Raw genomic sequence first — 16,445 nt, 5'->3', positions numbered from 1 at the left:
CTGCGAGGATGTCGAAGCCTGCGGGGGACACGGGGTCTGTGGCCGACCGGACCCGGGACTTGCTCGGCTCGCTCAGTCCCGGTGAACGCAAGGTCGCCCGCGCCCTGCTCGCGGCGTACCCGGTGGCCGGGCTGGAGACGGTCGCGGACCTGGCCGACCGGGCCAAGGTGAGCGCACCGACCGTACTGCGGTTCGCGGCGCGCCTGGGCTACTCCAGTTACCCGCTCTTGCAGCAGGCATTGATGCGCGAGATCCATGAGCAGATGGGCTCACCACTGCGAAGGATGAACGACACCAGCACCCCACCGCCAATGCCCGGCTCGCTGACCGAGGTCGCCGCGGCGTACGTCGCATCGGTCAACGAGTCTTTCGCCCGGATCCCGCAGTCGGAACTGGACCTCGCGGTCGACCTGCTGAGCGACTCGCGGCTGCGGATCACGTTGATCGGCGGCCGGTTCAGCCAGGTGCTGGCGACGTACTTCGCGAACCACCTGGTGCTGATGCGGCCCGCGGTCGCCGTGCTGCCGGCGGACCGCCTGCAACGGGACGCAACGCTGCTCGACCTGGGCAAGCGCGACCTGCTGGTCGTCTTCGACTACCGCCGGTACGACGCGGACGTGATCGAGGTGGCCCGCCGGGCGAACAAAAACGGGGCCCGCGTGCTGCTCTTCACCGATCCGTGGCTGTCCCCGGCCGCGGAGATCGCGGCGGCGGTGATCCCGGCACAGGTCGAGGCGGTCGGACCGTTCGACTCACTCGCACCGGCGATGAGCGTCGTCGAGACAGTGGTTGCCGCGGTCAACATCCGCCTGGCCCGCACCTCCAAAGAACGCATCACCCAGCTCGAAAGAGGCGACGCTGGAAGTTGAGGGCGAAGCGTTCCTCCGGGTCGGTCAGGTCGACCTCGCCGATCTCCTCGACCCGCATCAGTCGATAGCGGAACGTGTTCGGGTGCACGCCGCACGACCCGGCCGCGGTGGTCACATCCCCGAACGCGTCCAGCCAGGCGCACAAGGTCTCCACCAACCGCGCTCCACGATTGCGGTCATACGCCAGCAACCGCTCGTACGCACCGGACGGACCACGTTCCCCCGCCTCGACCTTGCCCTTCAACTCAACGAAGAGCGAGTCGACCAGCAGGTCCGACACCGACGCGACCCGGCGCGGACCACCGACGTGCCGCAGGGTCCGCGCGGCCACGTCGGCGTCCTCCCGTGAACGACGGAAATCCTCCACCGACAAGGCCGGCCGCCCGAGTCCGACGTACACCGGAGTCCGGGTCCCGACCAGCCCGTTGAACTGGGTGCACGCGGCAAGGATCTCGGTCTCGGCGTGCTGCACCAGCGAGGCGATGGCGTACACCCGATGGGCGACGCTCGCGGCGACCGCGGGGATACCGGCGCCCTGCAGATGCATCGTCAGCGCCGAGCAGATGCGGTTCCGCCAAGCGAGCCGGGTGAGGTAGCCGGCCAGATCACCTGCGGGCGCGGGAACGTCCGAACCCGATGTCTCCACGCAGATGACCAGCGCGGGTGTCCCCACCCCGAGCGACGACGCGGCCTCGGGTGCGTCGGCGCGGCCGTCCAGCAAGGCCGAGACGCGGTCCTCGAGGTACGAGGTGTCCTCCTGGGCGGTTGCCTGGCGCAAGTGATGTTCGGCGACCCGGGCCGCCTCGGTGAGCAGCCGCTCCTGCTCGGCCGGCAACGGTCCGGGGACCACTGCCCAGATCGTCCCGAACAGGTGCATCCCGTCGCGGACGGCCACGGCGACTCGCGGCATCACGTCCCGGCCGTCCGCGGTACGGCTGGCCGGCAGGTAGACCGGGATCGGCGACGAGAGGACCGCGTCCATAGAGGTCTCGACGTAGTCGTGCGGCCGCATCCGCTGCAGGATGGAGTCGATCCGGACGAAGTCGGCCTCGTCCTGCCGCGCGGAGAACGCGAGCACGTGGGTGTTGCGGTCCTCGATCGTGACCGGGGCGTCGATCAGGTCGCAGATGACGTCCGCGAGCGCATACAGGTCGCCGTCCGGGACCTCGTCGAGCGCCTGGATCCCGCTGACCGGCCGGCGGACTCCCTGCAGGAGGCTCGCGATCGCGGTCGCCGCCCGCTGCCAGGTGACGCCATCGGCCAGCCGCAGGATCGTCGTACCGTGCTCTGCGGCCAGCGCCGCGGCGGCCTTGCCAGGGTCGACCGCGCGGCCGACGACGACCGCCGAAGCCCGGACCCGGACAGCTTCGCGGACGAGCGCGAGGACGGCCGAGGACTGGACCCCGACACCCAGGACGACGGCGTCCGGCGGACAGGTCAGGGTGGCGCCGTCCACGATCGTGACCGCCTGGATCGGGCGCGGATCCGCATCAGCCAGCGGCTGAGCACCGAGCGGCAGCGCGATGGGCGTCAAGGCCGTCGTGAACAGCTGCGGCGTCTCGTCGTGCATCGCATCACTCCCACGGCAAGCGTGTAACAGATCCAATATGGTACTCACTTCAAGCAGACATTGAATGGTTTGTTACACACTGAACGGTTTGTCACACACTGAATTGTTCGTCACACGAAGGGGAGAAGCCGGATGGCGCTGACCTGGTACGAGCGGGACCAGGCGAGTCTGGTCGCTGCGCAGAAGCTCCGGTTCTTCCCGTTGGAGGTCGTCGCCGGTGAGGGGCGGTTCCTGATCGAGCCCGGCGGGCGGCGGCTGCTCGACCTGTCTGCGTCCTGGTCGGCCTCGGGTCTCGGTCATGGGCACCCGGCGGTGGCCGAAGCGGTGGCGACGGTACTGCGGAGCGCACCGGGCGCGGGCGCGATCTCGGCGGCTCACCCGGAGGCTGTCCAACTGGCCGAGGAACTGCTGGCGATCGTGCCCGGCGCCGACGATCGACGGGTGTACCTCGGCCATGCGGGGTCCGACGCCAACGACGTGGCGCTCCGGGCCTGCCGGCACGCCACCGGGCGGCGGCGGATCGTGTCGTTCGAGCACAGCTATCACGGCGGTCTCGGGCTGGCGCAGGGGATCTCCGGGGTCCAGGTCGACGCGGGTGCGGACGCCTCCGCCGATGCCGTCTTCCTGCCGTACCCCGATCCCCTCCGGCCGCATCTGGGCACGGTCGAGGAAGCAGTTGCCGACGTACTACGGTCCGCGGAGCAGGCGTTGTCCGCCGGTGACGTCGCGGCCGTGATCGTCGAGCCGATCCTGTCCGACGGCGGCCTCGTCGTACCGGCGACCGGGTTCCTCGCCGAACTGGCCCGGCTCTGCCGCGAGCACGAGACCCCGCTGATCTGCGACGAGGTCAAGGTCGGCCTCGCCCGGACCGGCCTGCTGCACTGCTTCGAACACGAAGGAATCCAGCCCGACATCGTCACCTTCGGCAAGTCACTCGGCGGTGGCCTCCCGCTGTCGGCCGCGGTCGGTCCCACCAGCCTGCTGGACCAACCCGCCGGATCCGCTCTCCTCACCACCGCGGGCAACCCGGTCAGCGCCGCCGCCGGCCGAGCCGTCCTCCACGCCATCAAGTCGGAGGGCCTGGTCGAGAACGCCGCCGCCATGGGCCAGCGCCTCGCCGACGGACTCCGCGGAGCCCTCGATGTGGCGGACCGCTGCGCCGACATCCGCGGCCGAGGCTTGGCCCTGGGCATCGACCTGGTCACCGGCGACGGCCTCGAACGAGATGCCGACCTGACCCGCAAGGCCGTCTACCGCGCCTGGCAACTGGGCGCCGTCGCCTTCTACGTAGGCGGCAACGTGATCGAACTGACCCCACCCCTGACCATCACCGCCACCGAGATCGACCTGGCCGTCACCATCCTCGTCCAGGCGATCACCGACGCGGTCAACGGCGTGGTCAGCGCCGACGAGGTCGACGCCTTCGCCGGCTGGTGATAGCGGGGGTACCCGGGCTCGGTGTAGTGGGCCAGCCCCAATGGGGACGGCCGCAATTCGTGCGGACGACCGAACTCTGCCGACGGCTTCGGTGATGGTATGACCCGCAGGATGCCGGGCGACCAAGGCGAGGTGGGCGATGACCGCAGTCACCGATCCCGTCGCGGCCGCCGGCACCCGCTCGGCCAGCCGCACCCGCTCGCCCGGCCGGCTCGCGCTCGCCCGCCTGCGGCGTGACCGGGTCTCCGTCGCAGCGGGTGTCTTCGTCGCGCTCGTGCTGCTGGCCTCGGTCTTCGCCCCGCTGATCTGCCGCGTACTCGGTGTCGACACCGAGCGGCACATCGAGTTGCTGAGCCTGACCAACCTGGGCTTCCCCGAGGGCCGCTTCGGCGGGATGAGCTGGGACCACCCACTCGGGATCGAACCGAAGACCGGTCGCGACCTGCTCGCCCTGCTGCTCTATGGATCCCGTACGTCGCTGCTGATCGCGTTCGGCGCAACGGCGGTCTCGGTGCTGCTCGGCATCGTCTTCGGTCTCTGGGCCGGGTACTTCGGCGGCTGGGTGGACACGGTGATCTCCCGGTCGACCGAGGTGCTGATGGCGTTCCCGGTGTTCCTGTTCTCGATCGCACTGCTCGCCGTACTCGGCAACCTCGACCGGGTCTGGTTCCTGACCGGCAACGGGCTGCGGATGGCGATCCTGATCTTCGTCATCGGGTTCTTCAGTTTCCCTTACACAGCAAGGCTGATGCGTTCCCAGGTGCTCTCGCTGCGGACCCGCGAGTTCGTCGCCGCGGCCCGGGTGATGGGCTCGACGAACCGCCGGATCCTGGTCCGCGAACTGCTGCCCAACCTGACCGGCCCGATCATCGTCCTGACCAGCCTGTCCATCCCGACCACCGTGCTGGCCGAGGCCGGACTCTCGTTCCTCGGGGTCGGGATCTCGCCGCCGGCCACGTCCTGGGGCCAGTTGCTCGGCGCGGCGTCCCGGACGTTCGTCGTCGATCCCGCCTACATGCTCTTCCCCGGTCTGTGCATGGTCGCGACCGTGCTCGCCTTCAACCTCCTGGGTGACGGCATCCGGGACGCCTTCGACCCGAAGTCCACGAAGTCCTGACCCGCTCACGAAGGGCACCACCATGAAACGGCACCTGATCAACCGAGCGGTGGCGCTCTGCTGTGCAGTGAGCCTCGCAGCGTGTTCCTCGTCCACCGCCGAGGACAAACCCGGGGCACCGGAGGGCTACAACGCTGCCCTGCAAGGAGTTGTGAACCCCTCGCAGCAACAGGGCGGCACTCTCAAGGTCGGCACGTCGGCCAGCTGCGACAACTTCGACCCGGGCACGACGTACGGCGGGAGTTGCTGGTTCCTGCACCGGTTGCTGAGCCGCAACCTGGTGTCGTTCGGCAAGACCGGACAAGGGGCCGCGGCCGGTAACGGCGCCAAGTTGCAGGCCGACCTGGCGGAGTCACTCGGTCAGGCCAACGCGGACAAGACCGTTTGGACGTACAAACTCCGCGACGGTCTCAAGTTCTCCACCGGCGCACCGATCACCAGTGCCGATGTGAAGTACGCCTTCGAGCGGATGTACGCGACCGACGTCATCACCGGTGGTCCCCAGGGCTACTACCTCTGCCTGCTGGACAAGTGCGCCCCGGACGGCACCCCGACGTACCAGGGCCCGTACAAGGACGCGAAGGGTTCGCTCTCCTCGATCACGACGCCGGACGCGAAGACCGTGGTCTTCAAGCTGACCAAGCCGTTCGGCGACTGGGACTACCTGATGGCCCTGCCCGCGGCGGCCCCGGTCCCGAAGAAGAACGACAAGGGCAGCCAGTACGGCGCCGGCACCAACCTCGTCTCGTCCGGCCCGTACATTCTGAAGACCGTCAAGCCCAAGCAGAGCGTGCTTCTGGCCCGCAACCCGTCGTGGGATCGCACGAGTGATCCGATCCGCAGCGCCCTGCCGGACAGCATCGACATCACCGTGCTCAGCAACGCCGACGACTTGGACGCGCGAATCAAGACCGGTGCGTTGAACGTGTCGCTCGACGGCGGTGTGCAGACCACCTTCCAGTCGCAGATCCTGTCGGACCCGAAGCTCAAGGCAAACGCCGACAACCCCGTGCTGCGCAGTACGACGATGCTGATCCTCTACCCGTCGGACCCGACGCTCGCCAACTTGCACTGCCGCCGCGCGATCGCGTACGCCGTGGACAAGCGCGATCTCGTCATCCAGTACGGCGGGACGAACGGCGCCGACTTCGCCACCACGTTGATGCCACGCGGCCTGGCCGGGCACGACGACAAGTCCAACCTCTACCCGTCCGGCGCCGACTGGACCGGCGACCTGGAGAAGGCGAAGTCGGAGCTGGCCGAATGCGGTAAGCCGGACGGCTTCAGCACATCGATGGGCTTCTCCAACTACGGCAACGATCCCCAGGTGTTCGCGAGTGTCCAGAGCGCGCTCAAGCGGGTCGGGATCACCCTCACGCCGAAGCAGCTGGACGCGTCCACGTCGTACAACACGCTCAGTACGCCGGCCGCGGTGAAGGGCCAGCGGATCGGCATCGGCCTGATGGGCTGGATCCCGGACTACCCGAGCGGCAACGGATTCCTCACCCTGCTGGTCGATCCGGCCCGCTACACCGGCAGCACCTCGTCGACCAACTTCGTCGGCGTCGACGAGCCGGCGATCAACGTGCAGATCGAGAAGGCGGCCACGGCGTCGAGCGACGAGCTGGCCGGGGTCTACCAGGAGATGGACAAGGCGACGATGGAGACCGCGTACTACATCCCGGTCACGTACGCGAAGGCGACGCTGTACCGCGGTGCCGCGCTGACCAACGTGGACATGACCGGGGACCTGGGCACCTACGACCTCGCGAACATCGGCGTCAAGGCTCCGTGATCGAGCCCAGGGGGATCGAGCCCAGGGGCAACTCGTGATCCGCTACGCGGCGAACCGGGTGCTGGGGGCACTCGGGGTGCTGCTGGTGGCGAGCGTGGTGACGTTCTCGATCTTCCAGTTGCTGCCCCGGGTGACGAAGGTCGACATGGCCTTCTACTACACCGGCCGGAACACCAGTCCCGCCCAGGCGGCCGCGGTCTCGGAGCGGTTCGGGTTCGACAAGCCGGTGTGGGAGCAGTACTGGACGTGGCTCAGCGGGATCGTCACCGGCCGCGATCTCGGTGACGGTGTCTCAGCGGTGCACTGTGCGGCACCCTGTCTCGGGTACTCGTTCCGGCAGAACAGGTCCGTCACCGAGATGCTGGTCCAGGCCTTCCCGGTGACCTTGTCGATCGTGATCGGCGCGGCCGTACTGTGGCTCGCCGGTGGTGTCGCTGCTGGGGTGATCGCGGCGGCGCGACGTGGTTCGTGGTTCGACCGGGGTTCGACCGTCATCTCGTTGCTGGGCGTCTCGATCCCCGAGTTCTTCAGCGGGATGCTGTTGATCTACGCGCTGACCGCCGGGCCGAGCTGGTTGCGCTGGTACTCCGGCGGTATCACCTACGTCCCGTTCACCCAGGATCCCGTGCGCTGGGCCGTCAACCTGCTGCCGGTGTGGTTCTGCCTGGCGTTCCTGATCACGGCCGTCTACACCCGGTGGACCAGGGCCGCGATGCTCGAAACGATGTCCGAGGACTTCATCACGACGGCCAAGGCGAAGGGGTTGCGCCGGCGTACCGTCGTCGGCAAGCACGGGTTGCGCGCGGTGATTCCGACGGTCGTCACGCTCGCCGGTCTCGATCTGGGCGCGCTGCTCGGTGGGGTGATCATCGTCGAGTACCTGTTCAGCTTCCCCGGTCTCGGCCGGCTCGCGTACGACGGGATCTCGACCAAGGACCTGCCGGTGATCATGGGCACGACGCTGTTCGCGGCGTTCCTGATCGTGGTCGCCAATGTGGTCGTCGACGCGTGTTACGCGATCCTGGATCCGCGGGTGCGCCATGGCGGATGAGCCGCTGCTCCGAGTCCGCGACCTGAGCGTCCACTTCCCCACTCCCGACGGACTGGTCCGCAGCGTCGACGGGCTCTCGTTCGACGTCCGGGCCGGTGAGATCCTCGGTGTAGTCGGCGAGTCCGGCTCGGGGAAATCCGTTGCAGGCAAGGCGATTCTCGGCCTGCACGAACCCGGGCAGTCGGTCACCACCGGCGAGATCCGGTACGCCGGCCGACAGGTGGTCGGGGCCGCCGAGGAGGAGTTGCGGCAGCTGCGCGGGTCGGAGATCGCGATGATCTTCCAGGACCCGTTGTCGTCGTTGCACCCCTACTTCACCATCGGAGACCAGCTCAGCGAGGCGTACCGGGTCCACAACCGGGTGAGCCGGAAGGCGGCGCGGGCGCGGGCCGTGGAGATGCTCACGCTGGTCGGCATCCCGGCGGCCGCGCGTTCGTACGGTGCCTATCCGCACGAGTTCTCCGGTGGGATGCGGCAGCGGGCGATGATCGCGATGGCGTTGATCTGCGATCCGGGTCTGCTGATCGCGGACGAACCGACCACTGCGCTGGACGTCACCGTGCAGGCACAGATCCTGCAGCTGATCTGGGATCTGAGCCAGGAGTTCGGCTCGGCGGTCGTACTGATCACGCACGACCTCGGCGTCGTGGCCGAGACCTGTGACCGGGTGGTGGTGATGTACGCCGGTCGTTGCCTCGAGCAAGCTGACGTGGTGGACCTGTTCGAGCGGCCGATGTCGCCGTACACGTGGGGGTTGCTCGGGTCCATCCCGCGGATCGACGAGACGCGCGGGGACCTGGCGCCGATCGCCGGGCAGCCGCCGTCGCTGATCGATCTGCCACCGGGGTGCTCATTCGAACCGCGGTGTGGTTTTGCGTTCGGTAGTTGTACCAGTGAGCGTCCGGAGTTGTCGGCCGCGGGAAGCGAGGACCACTTGGCCCGGTGTCATCTGCCCGTGCCGGACCGCCAGGAGATCTGGCGCACCCAGATTGCGCCCGCGCTGTGACGGCCCCGCTGCTCGAAGTACGGGACCTGCGGAAGACCTTCGTCCGGGGGCATGGCAGTGGGCGTCGGGTGGTGACCGCCGTGGACGGGGTGAGCTTCGAGGTGGCCGATGGCGAGACGCTCGGGGTGGTCGGCGAGTCCGGCTGCGGGAAGTCCACTACCGCGGGCATGGTGGTCCGGCTGATCGAACCGACGTCGGGCGAGATCCGGTTCGCCGGGACTTCGCTGGTCGGGTTGCGGGAACGACGACTGCGGCCGCTCCGGCGGGAGCTGCAGATGGTGTTCCAGGATCCGCAGTCGTCGCTCAATCCACGGCAGACTGTGGGGACGATCCTCAGCGCGCCGTTTCAGGTACAAGGTGTGCAGCCGTCGGGTGGGGTGCTCGCCGAGGTTCGGCATCTGATGGAGCGGGTCGGGCTGAATCCGGAGCACTACAACCGGTATCCGCATCAGTTCTCCGGCGGACAACGGCAGCGGATCGGCATCGCCCGCGCGATCGCTTTGCGGCCGCGGTTGGTGGTGTGCGACGAACCGGTGTCCGCGCTCGACGTGTCCGTACAGGCTCAGGTGCTGAATCTGCTTGCGGGACTGCAAGACGAGTTCGGTATGGCGTACCTGTTCGTCGCGCACGATCTCGCCGTCGTACGTCATCTGAGCGATCAGGTCGTGGTGATGTATCTCGGCCGGGTGGTTGAGCAGGCCGCACGGGAGGAGCTGTATCGGAACCCGGCCCACCCTTATACGCAGGCGTTGCTGTCCGCGGTGCCGGTCCCGAAGGTGCCCGAGGCAAGGAAACGCGTGCTGCTCACGGGCGACGTCGTACAGGATCGGCCGGTCGGCGGCTGCGCGTTCCGCTCGCGCTGCCCGCGGTTCGCTGGTGAGTTGAGTGCCGGCGACAAGACCCGCTGCACCGAGGAGACACCGACTCTGCTGCCCCTGAGTCCCGGGCAGTCGGCTGCCTGCCACTTCGTCTGACGCGACTCTGACGTACATGAGACATTGTCACAGAGGCGACACGTCTGATCGCTTTCCGTGCACCCCCTTCTCGGCAACATGGTCGCTCCAGAGAGAAGCGATCTGAATCGAGAGGTAAATGAAAAAACTTGCAGCTCTGTTGGCCGGCCTTCTGGTGGCGGCCGCGGGGGTTTACGTGTTCGCGGTACCTGCTGCGCAAGCGGCCGAGTGCGGCGGCACGTACACGATCGTGGTCGGCGGAACCGGCGACAACGACTCCAATGCGCCGTACTGGCAGGGAAACATCAGCCAGCGCGTCGGGTACCCGGCCCAGCCGATCGGCCACAACGCCCGGCAGGGTGTCAACGAACTGAACCGGCTGATCCGCGATCAGCGCAACGCGTGCCCGGACCAGCACGTCAAGGCGCTCGGATTCTCGCTTGGTGCCGCCGTGGTGCACACCTGGGTCACCGAGAACCACGAGACCATCGACAACGTCAACGCGGTCCTGATCGCCGACCCCAAGCGCGCCGCGGGTCCGGGGAACGCGGGAGCCGCAGCGCACCCGCTCGTCGCTCCTGTCGTGGGTGCGCCGCTGTCCGGCGCTGACAACTTCTTCGGCGACATTCCCGTGCTGACGCTCTGCACCGACGACATCATCTGCGACGCCGATGCGGCCTCCGGCCTGCCCGGGTACTTCACCGGCAAGCACGGCAACTACAACTTCAACGTCGACGTCTACTCCGACGACGCGCGCGGCCAGTGGTTCAACGGCGTCTTCATTCCCTGATAACGCCACCGAACCAGCGAGGTGCCAGCCGACCGGTCGGCTGGCACCTCGTCTTCTGTTGGTACGACTTCTGTTAGTACGGCGCGCCCACGATCCAGCCGCCCAGGTGGTCTGGCTCGAGCTGGGTCGGCTCGAGGGTGGCCTGATCGCCGATCCGGATGTGCCCGGGTCTGATCACCCAGGCGTTGAGGCAGAGCCGGCCGCCGAAGTCGGTGCGGATGCGCCGGAAGACGTCGAGGTCCTGGGCGCCGGTGTCGGGGTCGATGGAGGTGACGATGCAGCGGCCGCGGGTGGAATGGAGGCCGATGACGACCTCGCCGATGACCAGTGCGTGTCCCGGCCAGTCTTGCTCTGCCCCTGCCGGTACGCCGCCGATCAGCAGGTTGGGCCGCAACCTGCGGATGTCAGCGCCCAACTCCCGCACGGCGCCGTCGGTGGCGACGAGCAGGTTGAGGATGTCGAAGCGCTCCGGTCCGGCGTACGCGGCGAGCTCGGCGTCCGGTCCGGCTGCTGCCTGGACGGCTTCCGTGGCGGCCGGCGTGTTCCATGGATGGCCGTTCACCCAGGGAACACCGCCTGGACCTGTGACAGCGGGGATGGTCAGCAGCCCGTGACGGGTCCGCCCGGTCAGTGGCCCGCGACGGCCGCGGACATGGACGATTCGATCGCCGGCGACGCCGTCGGTCGTGAGCCGGGCATCGGGAAGTGCTTCACCGGCCAGCGACTTGACCGGATAGCGCCACAATCCCTCGATCTGCATCGTCGCCCCCTTATAACGGATTGTTGGCTCGCTTGGCGTTAGAAAGTAGAACACGTGGTTCTAACGCATGCAAGCTGCTGGTACCGTTAGATCTGGGAGGTGCGGATGGACACGCAGGTGCTTCCACGCGAGCCGGTGCCGGTGCGGCTGATGAACACGATCTGGGCCGATCGGAAGGGCATTCACGACGCGCTGGCTGATGTCGACGACTTGCGTTCCTGGCTGACTGCTGTCGACGGCGCGGCGATCCAGTTGCCGGCCGGCGCAAGACTGGGCAGGTCGGAGCTGGCCGCTTTCCGGGTTCTCCGCGATGCACTGCGCCGACTGGCGGCCTTGGTCACCGAGGATGCCCGGCCGGCGGCCGCCGCCTCTGACATCGAGCTGGCTGTCACGAAGGTCAACGAAGCAGTAGCCAGCGGGAACACTTGGCCACAGCTCAGCCTCCGCCGGGGCAACTTCGAGCGCCAGTCGGCCGGATCGGCGACGCCGGCGATGCGGTCACTGTCGACCATCGCCACCGAGGCGATAGAGCTGTTCGCGGGCGAGGATCGCGCCCTGCTCCGAGCTTGTTACGCGCCCGGATGCGTCCTGTACTTCGTCAAGAACCACCCGCGCCGGGATTGGTGCTCGACATCGTGCGGCAACCGCGCCCGCGCCGCCCGCCACTATCGCCGCCATCACGGAGCGGAGAGCTGATCAGCCGGTCGCCATGGTGCGCTCGACTGTTCGGAGGAAGAAGGTCTCCCAGCCTCCAGCAGGCGGCGGTTGGGTGCGCTCGATGGTGATCAGGCCGTGCATCGTGGCGAGCGCGGCCACCGGCTCGTTCGCGCCGGTCTCGGCAAGCAGCGCCACGACACGCGCAATGGCGTCCCGACGAGCCGACTCGTCGAGGTCGAGGGCGCCGATGGGATGCTCGAACAGGAGCGCGTACGCCGCGGGGTGCTGGCGGGCGAATCGGCGGTACGCCGACGCGACCCCGAGCGGATTGCTGCCGCGAACGGGTTTCGCCTTCCGCAGGACTGCGGCGAGGTCGTTCTCCACTTGCGTGAAGACACCCTGGATCAGTCCGCGACGGCTGCCGAACTTGGTGTAGACGCACATCGTCGATCGGCCGGCCGCCTCGGCGACCCGCCGTACGGTCAGGCCGTCGATCCCGTCGGTCACCAGCACGTCCGCCGCGCCGGCCAGCAGGCGCTCGCGGATGTCGGGCTGGTCGCTGGTACGTGGCATCGGACTCCCGGGAGACAGGACACAAGTCGGTCACGGCCCTTGTGATCGGGGACCGCGGGACACCACCATAACAAGCGTTATCCATAACAAGCGTTATTGGAGGGTGGGGCAATGACTTCTTCGATGCTGTACCGGACGGCCGCGGTGGCGGGCCTGCTCAGCGCGGTGGTGCTGCTGACGAATACCGCCAAGCGGGCCGGCGTGATCCCGGCGACCGCAGTGACCCAACTGGTGGCCCCGCTGGCTCAGGTGCTCGCGCTGGCCTTCGTGATGGCCCTGTATCTAAGGGCGGGACGGCGGCGTGGCCACTTCGGCGCCGTGGCGTTCGCGCTGAACTTCGCTGCCGTTGCACTCCTGGTCGGGGTGGAGTTCGTGCTGAATCTGGTGTTCCCCCACCTCGACAGCGGGACGGTCGCCGAACTCCGCGCCGGCCCGCTGGGGATCGCGCTGACGGTGACGTCGATCGCCTTCCTGATCGGCACCGCCCTGTTCACGGTCTCGCTCTGGCAACAGGATGGACCGCCCAAAGCAGCCCTGTTCTTGTACGGCGCCGGGGCGATCCCTGTCTCCCTGCGGGCCGCCGTACCAGAGGCCGCCCTCCAGATCGGACTATTGGCACTCGCGCTCGCCATCTGCTTGCTGTCCGCCTGGCTATGGACAACGTCCCGCCAGACAACGACCTTGTCCGCCGCGGGCTGATGAAACGCTGGTAGCTCATCGTCGCCCTGTGGTTACGGCAGACTTGGGCGGGTGTGGGATTGGTGGCGGTCCTCGGTCGCGGTCTTGTTTGGGCTGGCTGCTGGTGCTAGCTGGTGTCGGGGCGTTGGCCTTCATCTGGTTCAGCCGCGACACCCTTCGACCCTGTCGATTCCGCCCAAGCCATCGGCACTGACCTACCTGGGAGTGCGTGTCCCACGTGAGAGCGCGCAGGCATCGGTCGACCAGTTGCCCTACGCGTCGCGGCGTCTGATGGATCCGGAACTGCGAACGGCTTTGCGAGAGTGTCGGTTTGTGCTCGTGCACGGGCCTTCGGCTTCCGGCAAATCGCGTTCGACGGCCGAGGCGGCTCGTGCCTTGTACGGCGACGCCCGGTGCTGGTGCCGGCTGTTCGGCCGGGCGCGTTGACCGAACTGCTCACCGCGAAAGTCATCAGTCCGCGAACGGTGGTGTGGCTCGACGACGTTGACCGCCATATCGGTGCCGGTGTCGACGCCGGGGTCTTGCAGTCGTTGCTCGCCCTGGACGGCGCGATCGTCGTGGCCACAATCCGCGCGGCCGCCTACGAAGACATCAAACCGCAAGGCGAACTGAGGCCACCCGGCAGCGACGTGGTCGACTTGGCGAGATTTCATCGCGGCCTGATCAAGTTCACCGGCTGGGATGCTCCTGACCGGGAACAGGCTGCCCAGCAGTACGCCGACCAGCCGACGTCGTCTCTGCCCTCAACAGAGGAATGGGACTCGGCGAGTACCTCGCTGCCGGACCCGAACTCATCGAGCGGGTTGAGTCCGGCGATCCGCCCGCGGGTGGCGTCGCGGTCGTGCGAGCCGCCGCGGACTCGTACCGCCTCGGCATGACCCGGCCGGCGCCCCTCCACTTCGTCCGAAACCTCTACCCGCTCTACCTACCCCCCGACGACGCCTCGCTCCTCGACCGCTTCGAGCAGTCCCTGAAGTGGGCGTGCACCCCCCGTCTCAGGGGCACGCCTGCTGACTCACCTAAACCGACGGCACCGGCCTAGCCGTCCACGACTACTACCTGGACCACGTCGCAGGGCGCTCCCTGGACACGATCCCACCGCAGACCTGGGACGCTATCGCAGAGGAACCAACCGACGCATCGGGAGACCTCACGGTGGTCGGGCTCGCCCTGTACGAGCGTGGTGACCCGACGAAGGCCGAGCTCTTCTTTCGCGCAGCCGCTACCACCGGTGACTCCGACGCAATGCACAACCTCGGTCTCCTGCTGGATGAGCGGGGCCATCTGGAAGAGGCCGAGCGCTGGTACCGCGCGTCCGCCGACACCGACCACGCCGCCGCGATGAACGACCTGGCAAACTTGCTGACGGCACGGGGCGACCTGGTGGAGGCCGAGCGCTGGTACCGCGCAGCCGCCGACACCGGCCACACCATCGCAATGAACAACCTGGCGAACCTGCTGGCGGAGCGACGTGACGTGATGGAGGCCGAGTGGTTATACCGCGCAGCCGTCGCCTCCGGCGAGGCCAACGCGATGTACAACCTCGGCGTCTTGCAGGATCAGCGTGGTGACCCGGTAGAGGCCGAGCGGTTGTACCTCGCGGCCGCCGACACCGGCGACGCCGACGCGATGGTGAACCTGGGGAGCCTGCTGCAGGACCGGGGCGACCTGGAAGAGGCCGAGCGCTGGTATCGCGCAGCCGCCGACACTGGCCACGCCGGCGCGATGCGCAACCTCGAGGTCTTGTTGCGCGGACGAGGTAGCCCATGAGTGAACATCGGGTCCGTCGGTAACTCCGGGAGTCTCGGCCCGCCCGGCCGGAGCCGCGTCGTCATCACGGCCCCCAGTCGAGCTGGTGTTCGGGTGTTCCTGCGGCGCGGCCCCATGCCACTGCTTCGGCTCGCCCTGCGGCGTCGCCGATGCAGTAGCGGAACGCGCGTTCGGCGAAGACGATGGCGTGTTCGGTTTCATTGATGGTGAAGTCGGCCCACCAACCGAGCTGTGGCTCAAGGGCTGCCGTCAGGACTTGGGCGAGTTCGTCGGCGACGGTGTCGGGAGCTTCGAAGTCGATGAACGTCCAGGTGGTGGGCTGGCCGTCGACAGCGCCGTGCTGGTCAGCGTCTTCAGAACGCTCGTCTACCGGCAGCGTCGAGGTCGACACTTCGTGGCGGCCGAGGCGGACCAGCCTGAGGTCGTTGACCTGGAGGTCTGCGCCGGACTTCAGGCTTTCAGCGATGATGCGCCCTCTGATCATGAGCGGACCCTAGCTGTAGGCACGGACAGTCCTTCTCTCCCGCAGCACATTCAGCCCACCTTCCCAACATTTGCTAAGAGCAACCAAGAGCCTCGAACCCCCAACCAGAGCAGCAGATTCCCGCCCACGACAGCCGCCTCTCGATTTGAATGGATCGAACATGCGTTCTAATCTAGACACATGAACGCGATCACGGTCAACTCGGGCTACGGCGAGCACGACCTCGCCGCGGAACTGGACGCGCTGGACGCTGCCGGGCTGCTGGTCCCGCCCGACGACCCCGAGGCCGCAGGCGGTCCGGTGCTGATCGACGAGATCGACTTCTATGACACCGGCGACTGCTATCGGATGTCGCGGGTGGAGGCGTTCGAGTGGCGGGAGTGGGCCGGTGCCGACCAGGACGAGGCCGAGCGGTTCCTGCTGGAACGCGACGCCCCGGCGTGGGTGTTCCTGCCCCCGGGCGCCGACCTGGCGACCGCGTTGGAGCAGGTGCGGGCGACGACGCTGTCGCCGATGGCGTTGGTCGAGGTGATGAAGGCCACCGCCCGGCAGACGGCGTGGTCGGAGTCGATCCGGCTGGAGGCGATCGCGTCGTTCTACCGGCAGCGCCAGGCCCAGTCCGGCGACATCCCGCGCCCCAGCCAGATCGACGCCGCCGGCCGGCCGGTCGACCCCGAACGCAGCTGGGTCGCCGAGATCGCGCTCGCGTTGAAGCTGTCGAAGGAATCGGCCGGCAACCAGGTCGACACCGCGTTGCACTTGACCTCGACGCTGACCGCGACCCTGTCGGCGTTGCGGTGTGGCGCGATCGGTGTGTCGAAGGCGGTCGCGATCTCGATCGCGACCCGCCCGCTGGCGCAGGCCGCGGCCCGCGCGGTCGAGGCGCATGTGCTGAAACGCGCGCCCGGTCAGAC

General features: G+C 68.0%; 17 protein-coding genes. 13 read left to right on the top strand and 4 right to left on the bottom strand.

Going from position 1 to position 16,445, the window contains the following annotated elements; genetic code table 11:
- The first annotated feature begins 8 nt into the window (after positions 1–8).
- Entirely contained in the window at positions 9–869 is an 861-nt protein-coding gene (locus EV643_RS07430) for a MurR/RpiR family transcriptional regulator (RefSeq protein WP_133799252.1), read from the top strand.
- Here EV643_RS07430 and EV643_RS07425 read toward each other — a convergent pair.
- Positions 835–2,439, bottom strand: a complete 1,605-nt coding sequence (locus EV643_RS07425; protein WP_133799251.1) for a PucR family transcriptional regulator — start codon at positions 2,437–2,439, stop codon at positions 835–837. The two genes, EV643_RS07430 and EV643_RS07425, sit on opposite strands and share 35 nt — an antisense overlap.
- A gap of 132 nt (positions 2,440–2,571) precedes the next feature.
- Here EV643_RS07425 and EV643_RS07420 point away from each other — a divergent pair, with 132 nt between their 5' ends.
- The 7 genes from EV643_RS07420 (at position 2,572) to EV643_RS07390 (ending at position 10,588) form a co-directional block, all read left to right on the top strand.
- The gene (locus EV643_RS07420) at positions 2,572–3,876 is read left to right on the top strand and encodes an aspartate aminotransferase family protein (RefSeq protein WP_133799250.1); all 1,305 of its coding nucleotides are present in this window, start codon (positions 2,572–2,574) and stop codon (positions 3,874–3,876) included.
- A 139-nt stretch (positions 3,877–4,015) separates the two neighbouring features.
- Positions 4,016–4,993 (top strand): ABC transporter permease, encoded by a 978-nt coding sequence (locus EV643_RS07415; RefSeq protein ID WP_133799249.1) that lies wholly within the window; start codon positions 4,016–4,018, stop codon positions 4,991–4,993.
- Positions 4,994–5,015: 22 nt separating this feature from the next.
- Entirely contained in the window at positions 5,016–6,788 is a 1,773-nt protein-coding gene (locus tag EV643_RS07410) for an ABC transporter substrate-binding protein (protein ID WP_133799248.1), read from the top strand.
- A 34-nt stretch (positions 6,789–6,822) separates the two neighbouring features.
- The gene (locus tag EV643_RS07405; RefSeq protein WP_305000393.1) at positions 6,823–7,839 is read left to right on the top strand and encodes an ABC transporter permease; all 1,017 of its coding nucleotides are present in this window, start codon (positions 6,823–6,825) and stop codon (positions 7,837–7,839) included.
- The gene (locus tag EV643_RS07400; RefSeq protein WP_133799247.1) at positions 7,829–8,845 is read left to right on the top strand and encodes an ABC transporter ATP-binding protein; all 1,017 of its coding nucleotides are present in this window, start codon (positions 7,829–7,831) and stop codon (positions 8,843–8,845) included. Before EV643_RS07405 ends, EV643_RS07400 begins: the two co-directional genes overlap by 11 nt.
- Positions 8,842–9,819, top strand: a complete 978-nt coding sequence (locus EV643_RS07395) for an ABC transporter ATP-binding protein (protein ID WP_202869438.1) — start codon at positions 8,842–8,844, stop codon at positions 9,817–9,819. Before EV643_RS07400 ends, EV643_RS07395 begins: the two co-directional genes overlap by 4 nt.
- 118 nt (positions 9,820–9,937) lie before the next feature.
- Positions 9,938–10,588, top strand: coding sequence for a cutinase family protein (locus EV643_RS07390; protein ID WP_133799245.1), 651 nt, complete (start codon positions 9,938–9,940; stop codon positions 10,586–10,588).
- 73 nt (positions 10,589–10,661) lie between these two features.
- Here EV643_RS07390 and EV643_RS07385 read toward each other — a convergent pair whose 3' ends face one another.
- A complete protein-coding gene (locus EV643_RS07385) occupies positions 10,662–11,348 on the bottom strand; it encodes an MOSC domain-containing protein (protein WP_133799244.1) in 687 nt (228 codons plus the stop codon).
- A 105-nt stretch (positions 11,349–11,453) separates the two neighbouring features.
- Between EV643_RS07385 and EV643_RS45425 the strand changes: the two genes are divergently transcribed.
- Positions 11,454–12,044: a CGNR zinc finger domain-containing protein gene (locus EV643_RS45425; protein ID WP_133799243.1), complete on the top strand. Its 591-nt coding sequence runs from the start codon at positions 11,454–11,456 to the stop codon at positions 12,042–12,044.
- Here EV643_RS45425 and EV643_RS07375 read toward each other — a convergent pair whose 3' ends face one another.
- Entirely contained in the window at positions 12,045–12,578 is a 534-nt protein-coding gene (locus EV643_RS07375; RefSeq protein WP_133799242.1) for a TetR/AcrR family transcriptional regulator, read from the bottom strand.
- 111 nt (positions 12,579–12,689) lie between these two features.
- Between EV643_RS07375 and EV643_RS07370 the strand changes: the two genes are divergently transcribed.
- The 3 genes from EV643_RS07370 to EV643_RS07360 all read left to right on the top strand — a co-directional run bounded on the left by EV643_RS07370 (position 12,690) and on the right by EV643_RS07360 (position 15,047).
- The gene (locus EV643_RS07370; protein WP_133799241.1) at positions 12,690–13,277 is read left to right on the top strand and encodes a hypothetical protein; all 588 of its coding nucleotides are present in this window, start codon (positions 12,690–12,692) and stop codon (positions 13,275–13,277) included.
- 392 nt (positions 13,278–13,669) lie between these two features.
- Entirely contained in the window at positions 13,670–14,155 is a 486-nt protein-coding gene (locus EV643_RS07365; protein ID WP_133799240.1) for a hypothetical protein, read from the top strand.
- Positions 14,156–14,432: 277 nt separating this feature from the next.
- A complete protein-coding gene (locus tag EV643_RS07360; RefSeq protein ID WP_133799239.1) occupies positions 14,433–15,047 on the top strand; it encodes a tetratricopeptide repeat protein in 615 nt (204 codons plus the stop codon).
- A gap of 64 nt (positions 15,048–15,111) precedes the next feature.
- Here EV643_RS07360 and EV643_RS07355 read toward each other — a convergent pair whose 3' ends face one another.
- Entirely contained in the window at positions 15,112–15,531 is a 420-nt protein-coding gene (locus tag EV643_RS07355) for a hypothetical protein (RefSeq protein ID WP_133799238.1), read from the bottom strand.
- A gap of 180 nt (positions 15,532–15,711) precedes the next feature.
- Here EV643_RS07355 and EV643_RS07350 point away from each other — a divergent pair.
- Positions 15,712–16,445 (top strand): hypothetical protein (locus EV643_RS07350; RefSeq protein ID WP_370452231.1); only part of this gene is annotated, 734 nt, incomplete at its 3' end.

Origin of the sequence: Kribbella caucasensis (assembly GCF_004361855.1) — a bacterium.
Taxonomy (GTDB): Bacteria; Actinomycetota; Actinomycetes; order Propionibacteriales; family Kribbellaceae; genus Kribbella; species Kribbella caucasensis.
Note: the sequence above shows the minus strand (reverse complement) of the source record. Positions and strands in the feature narration are given on the sequence as shown.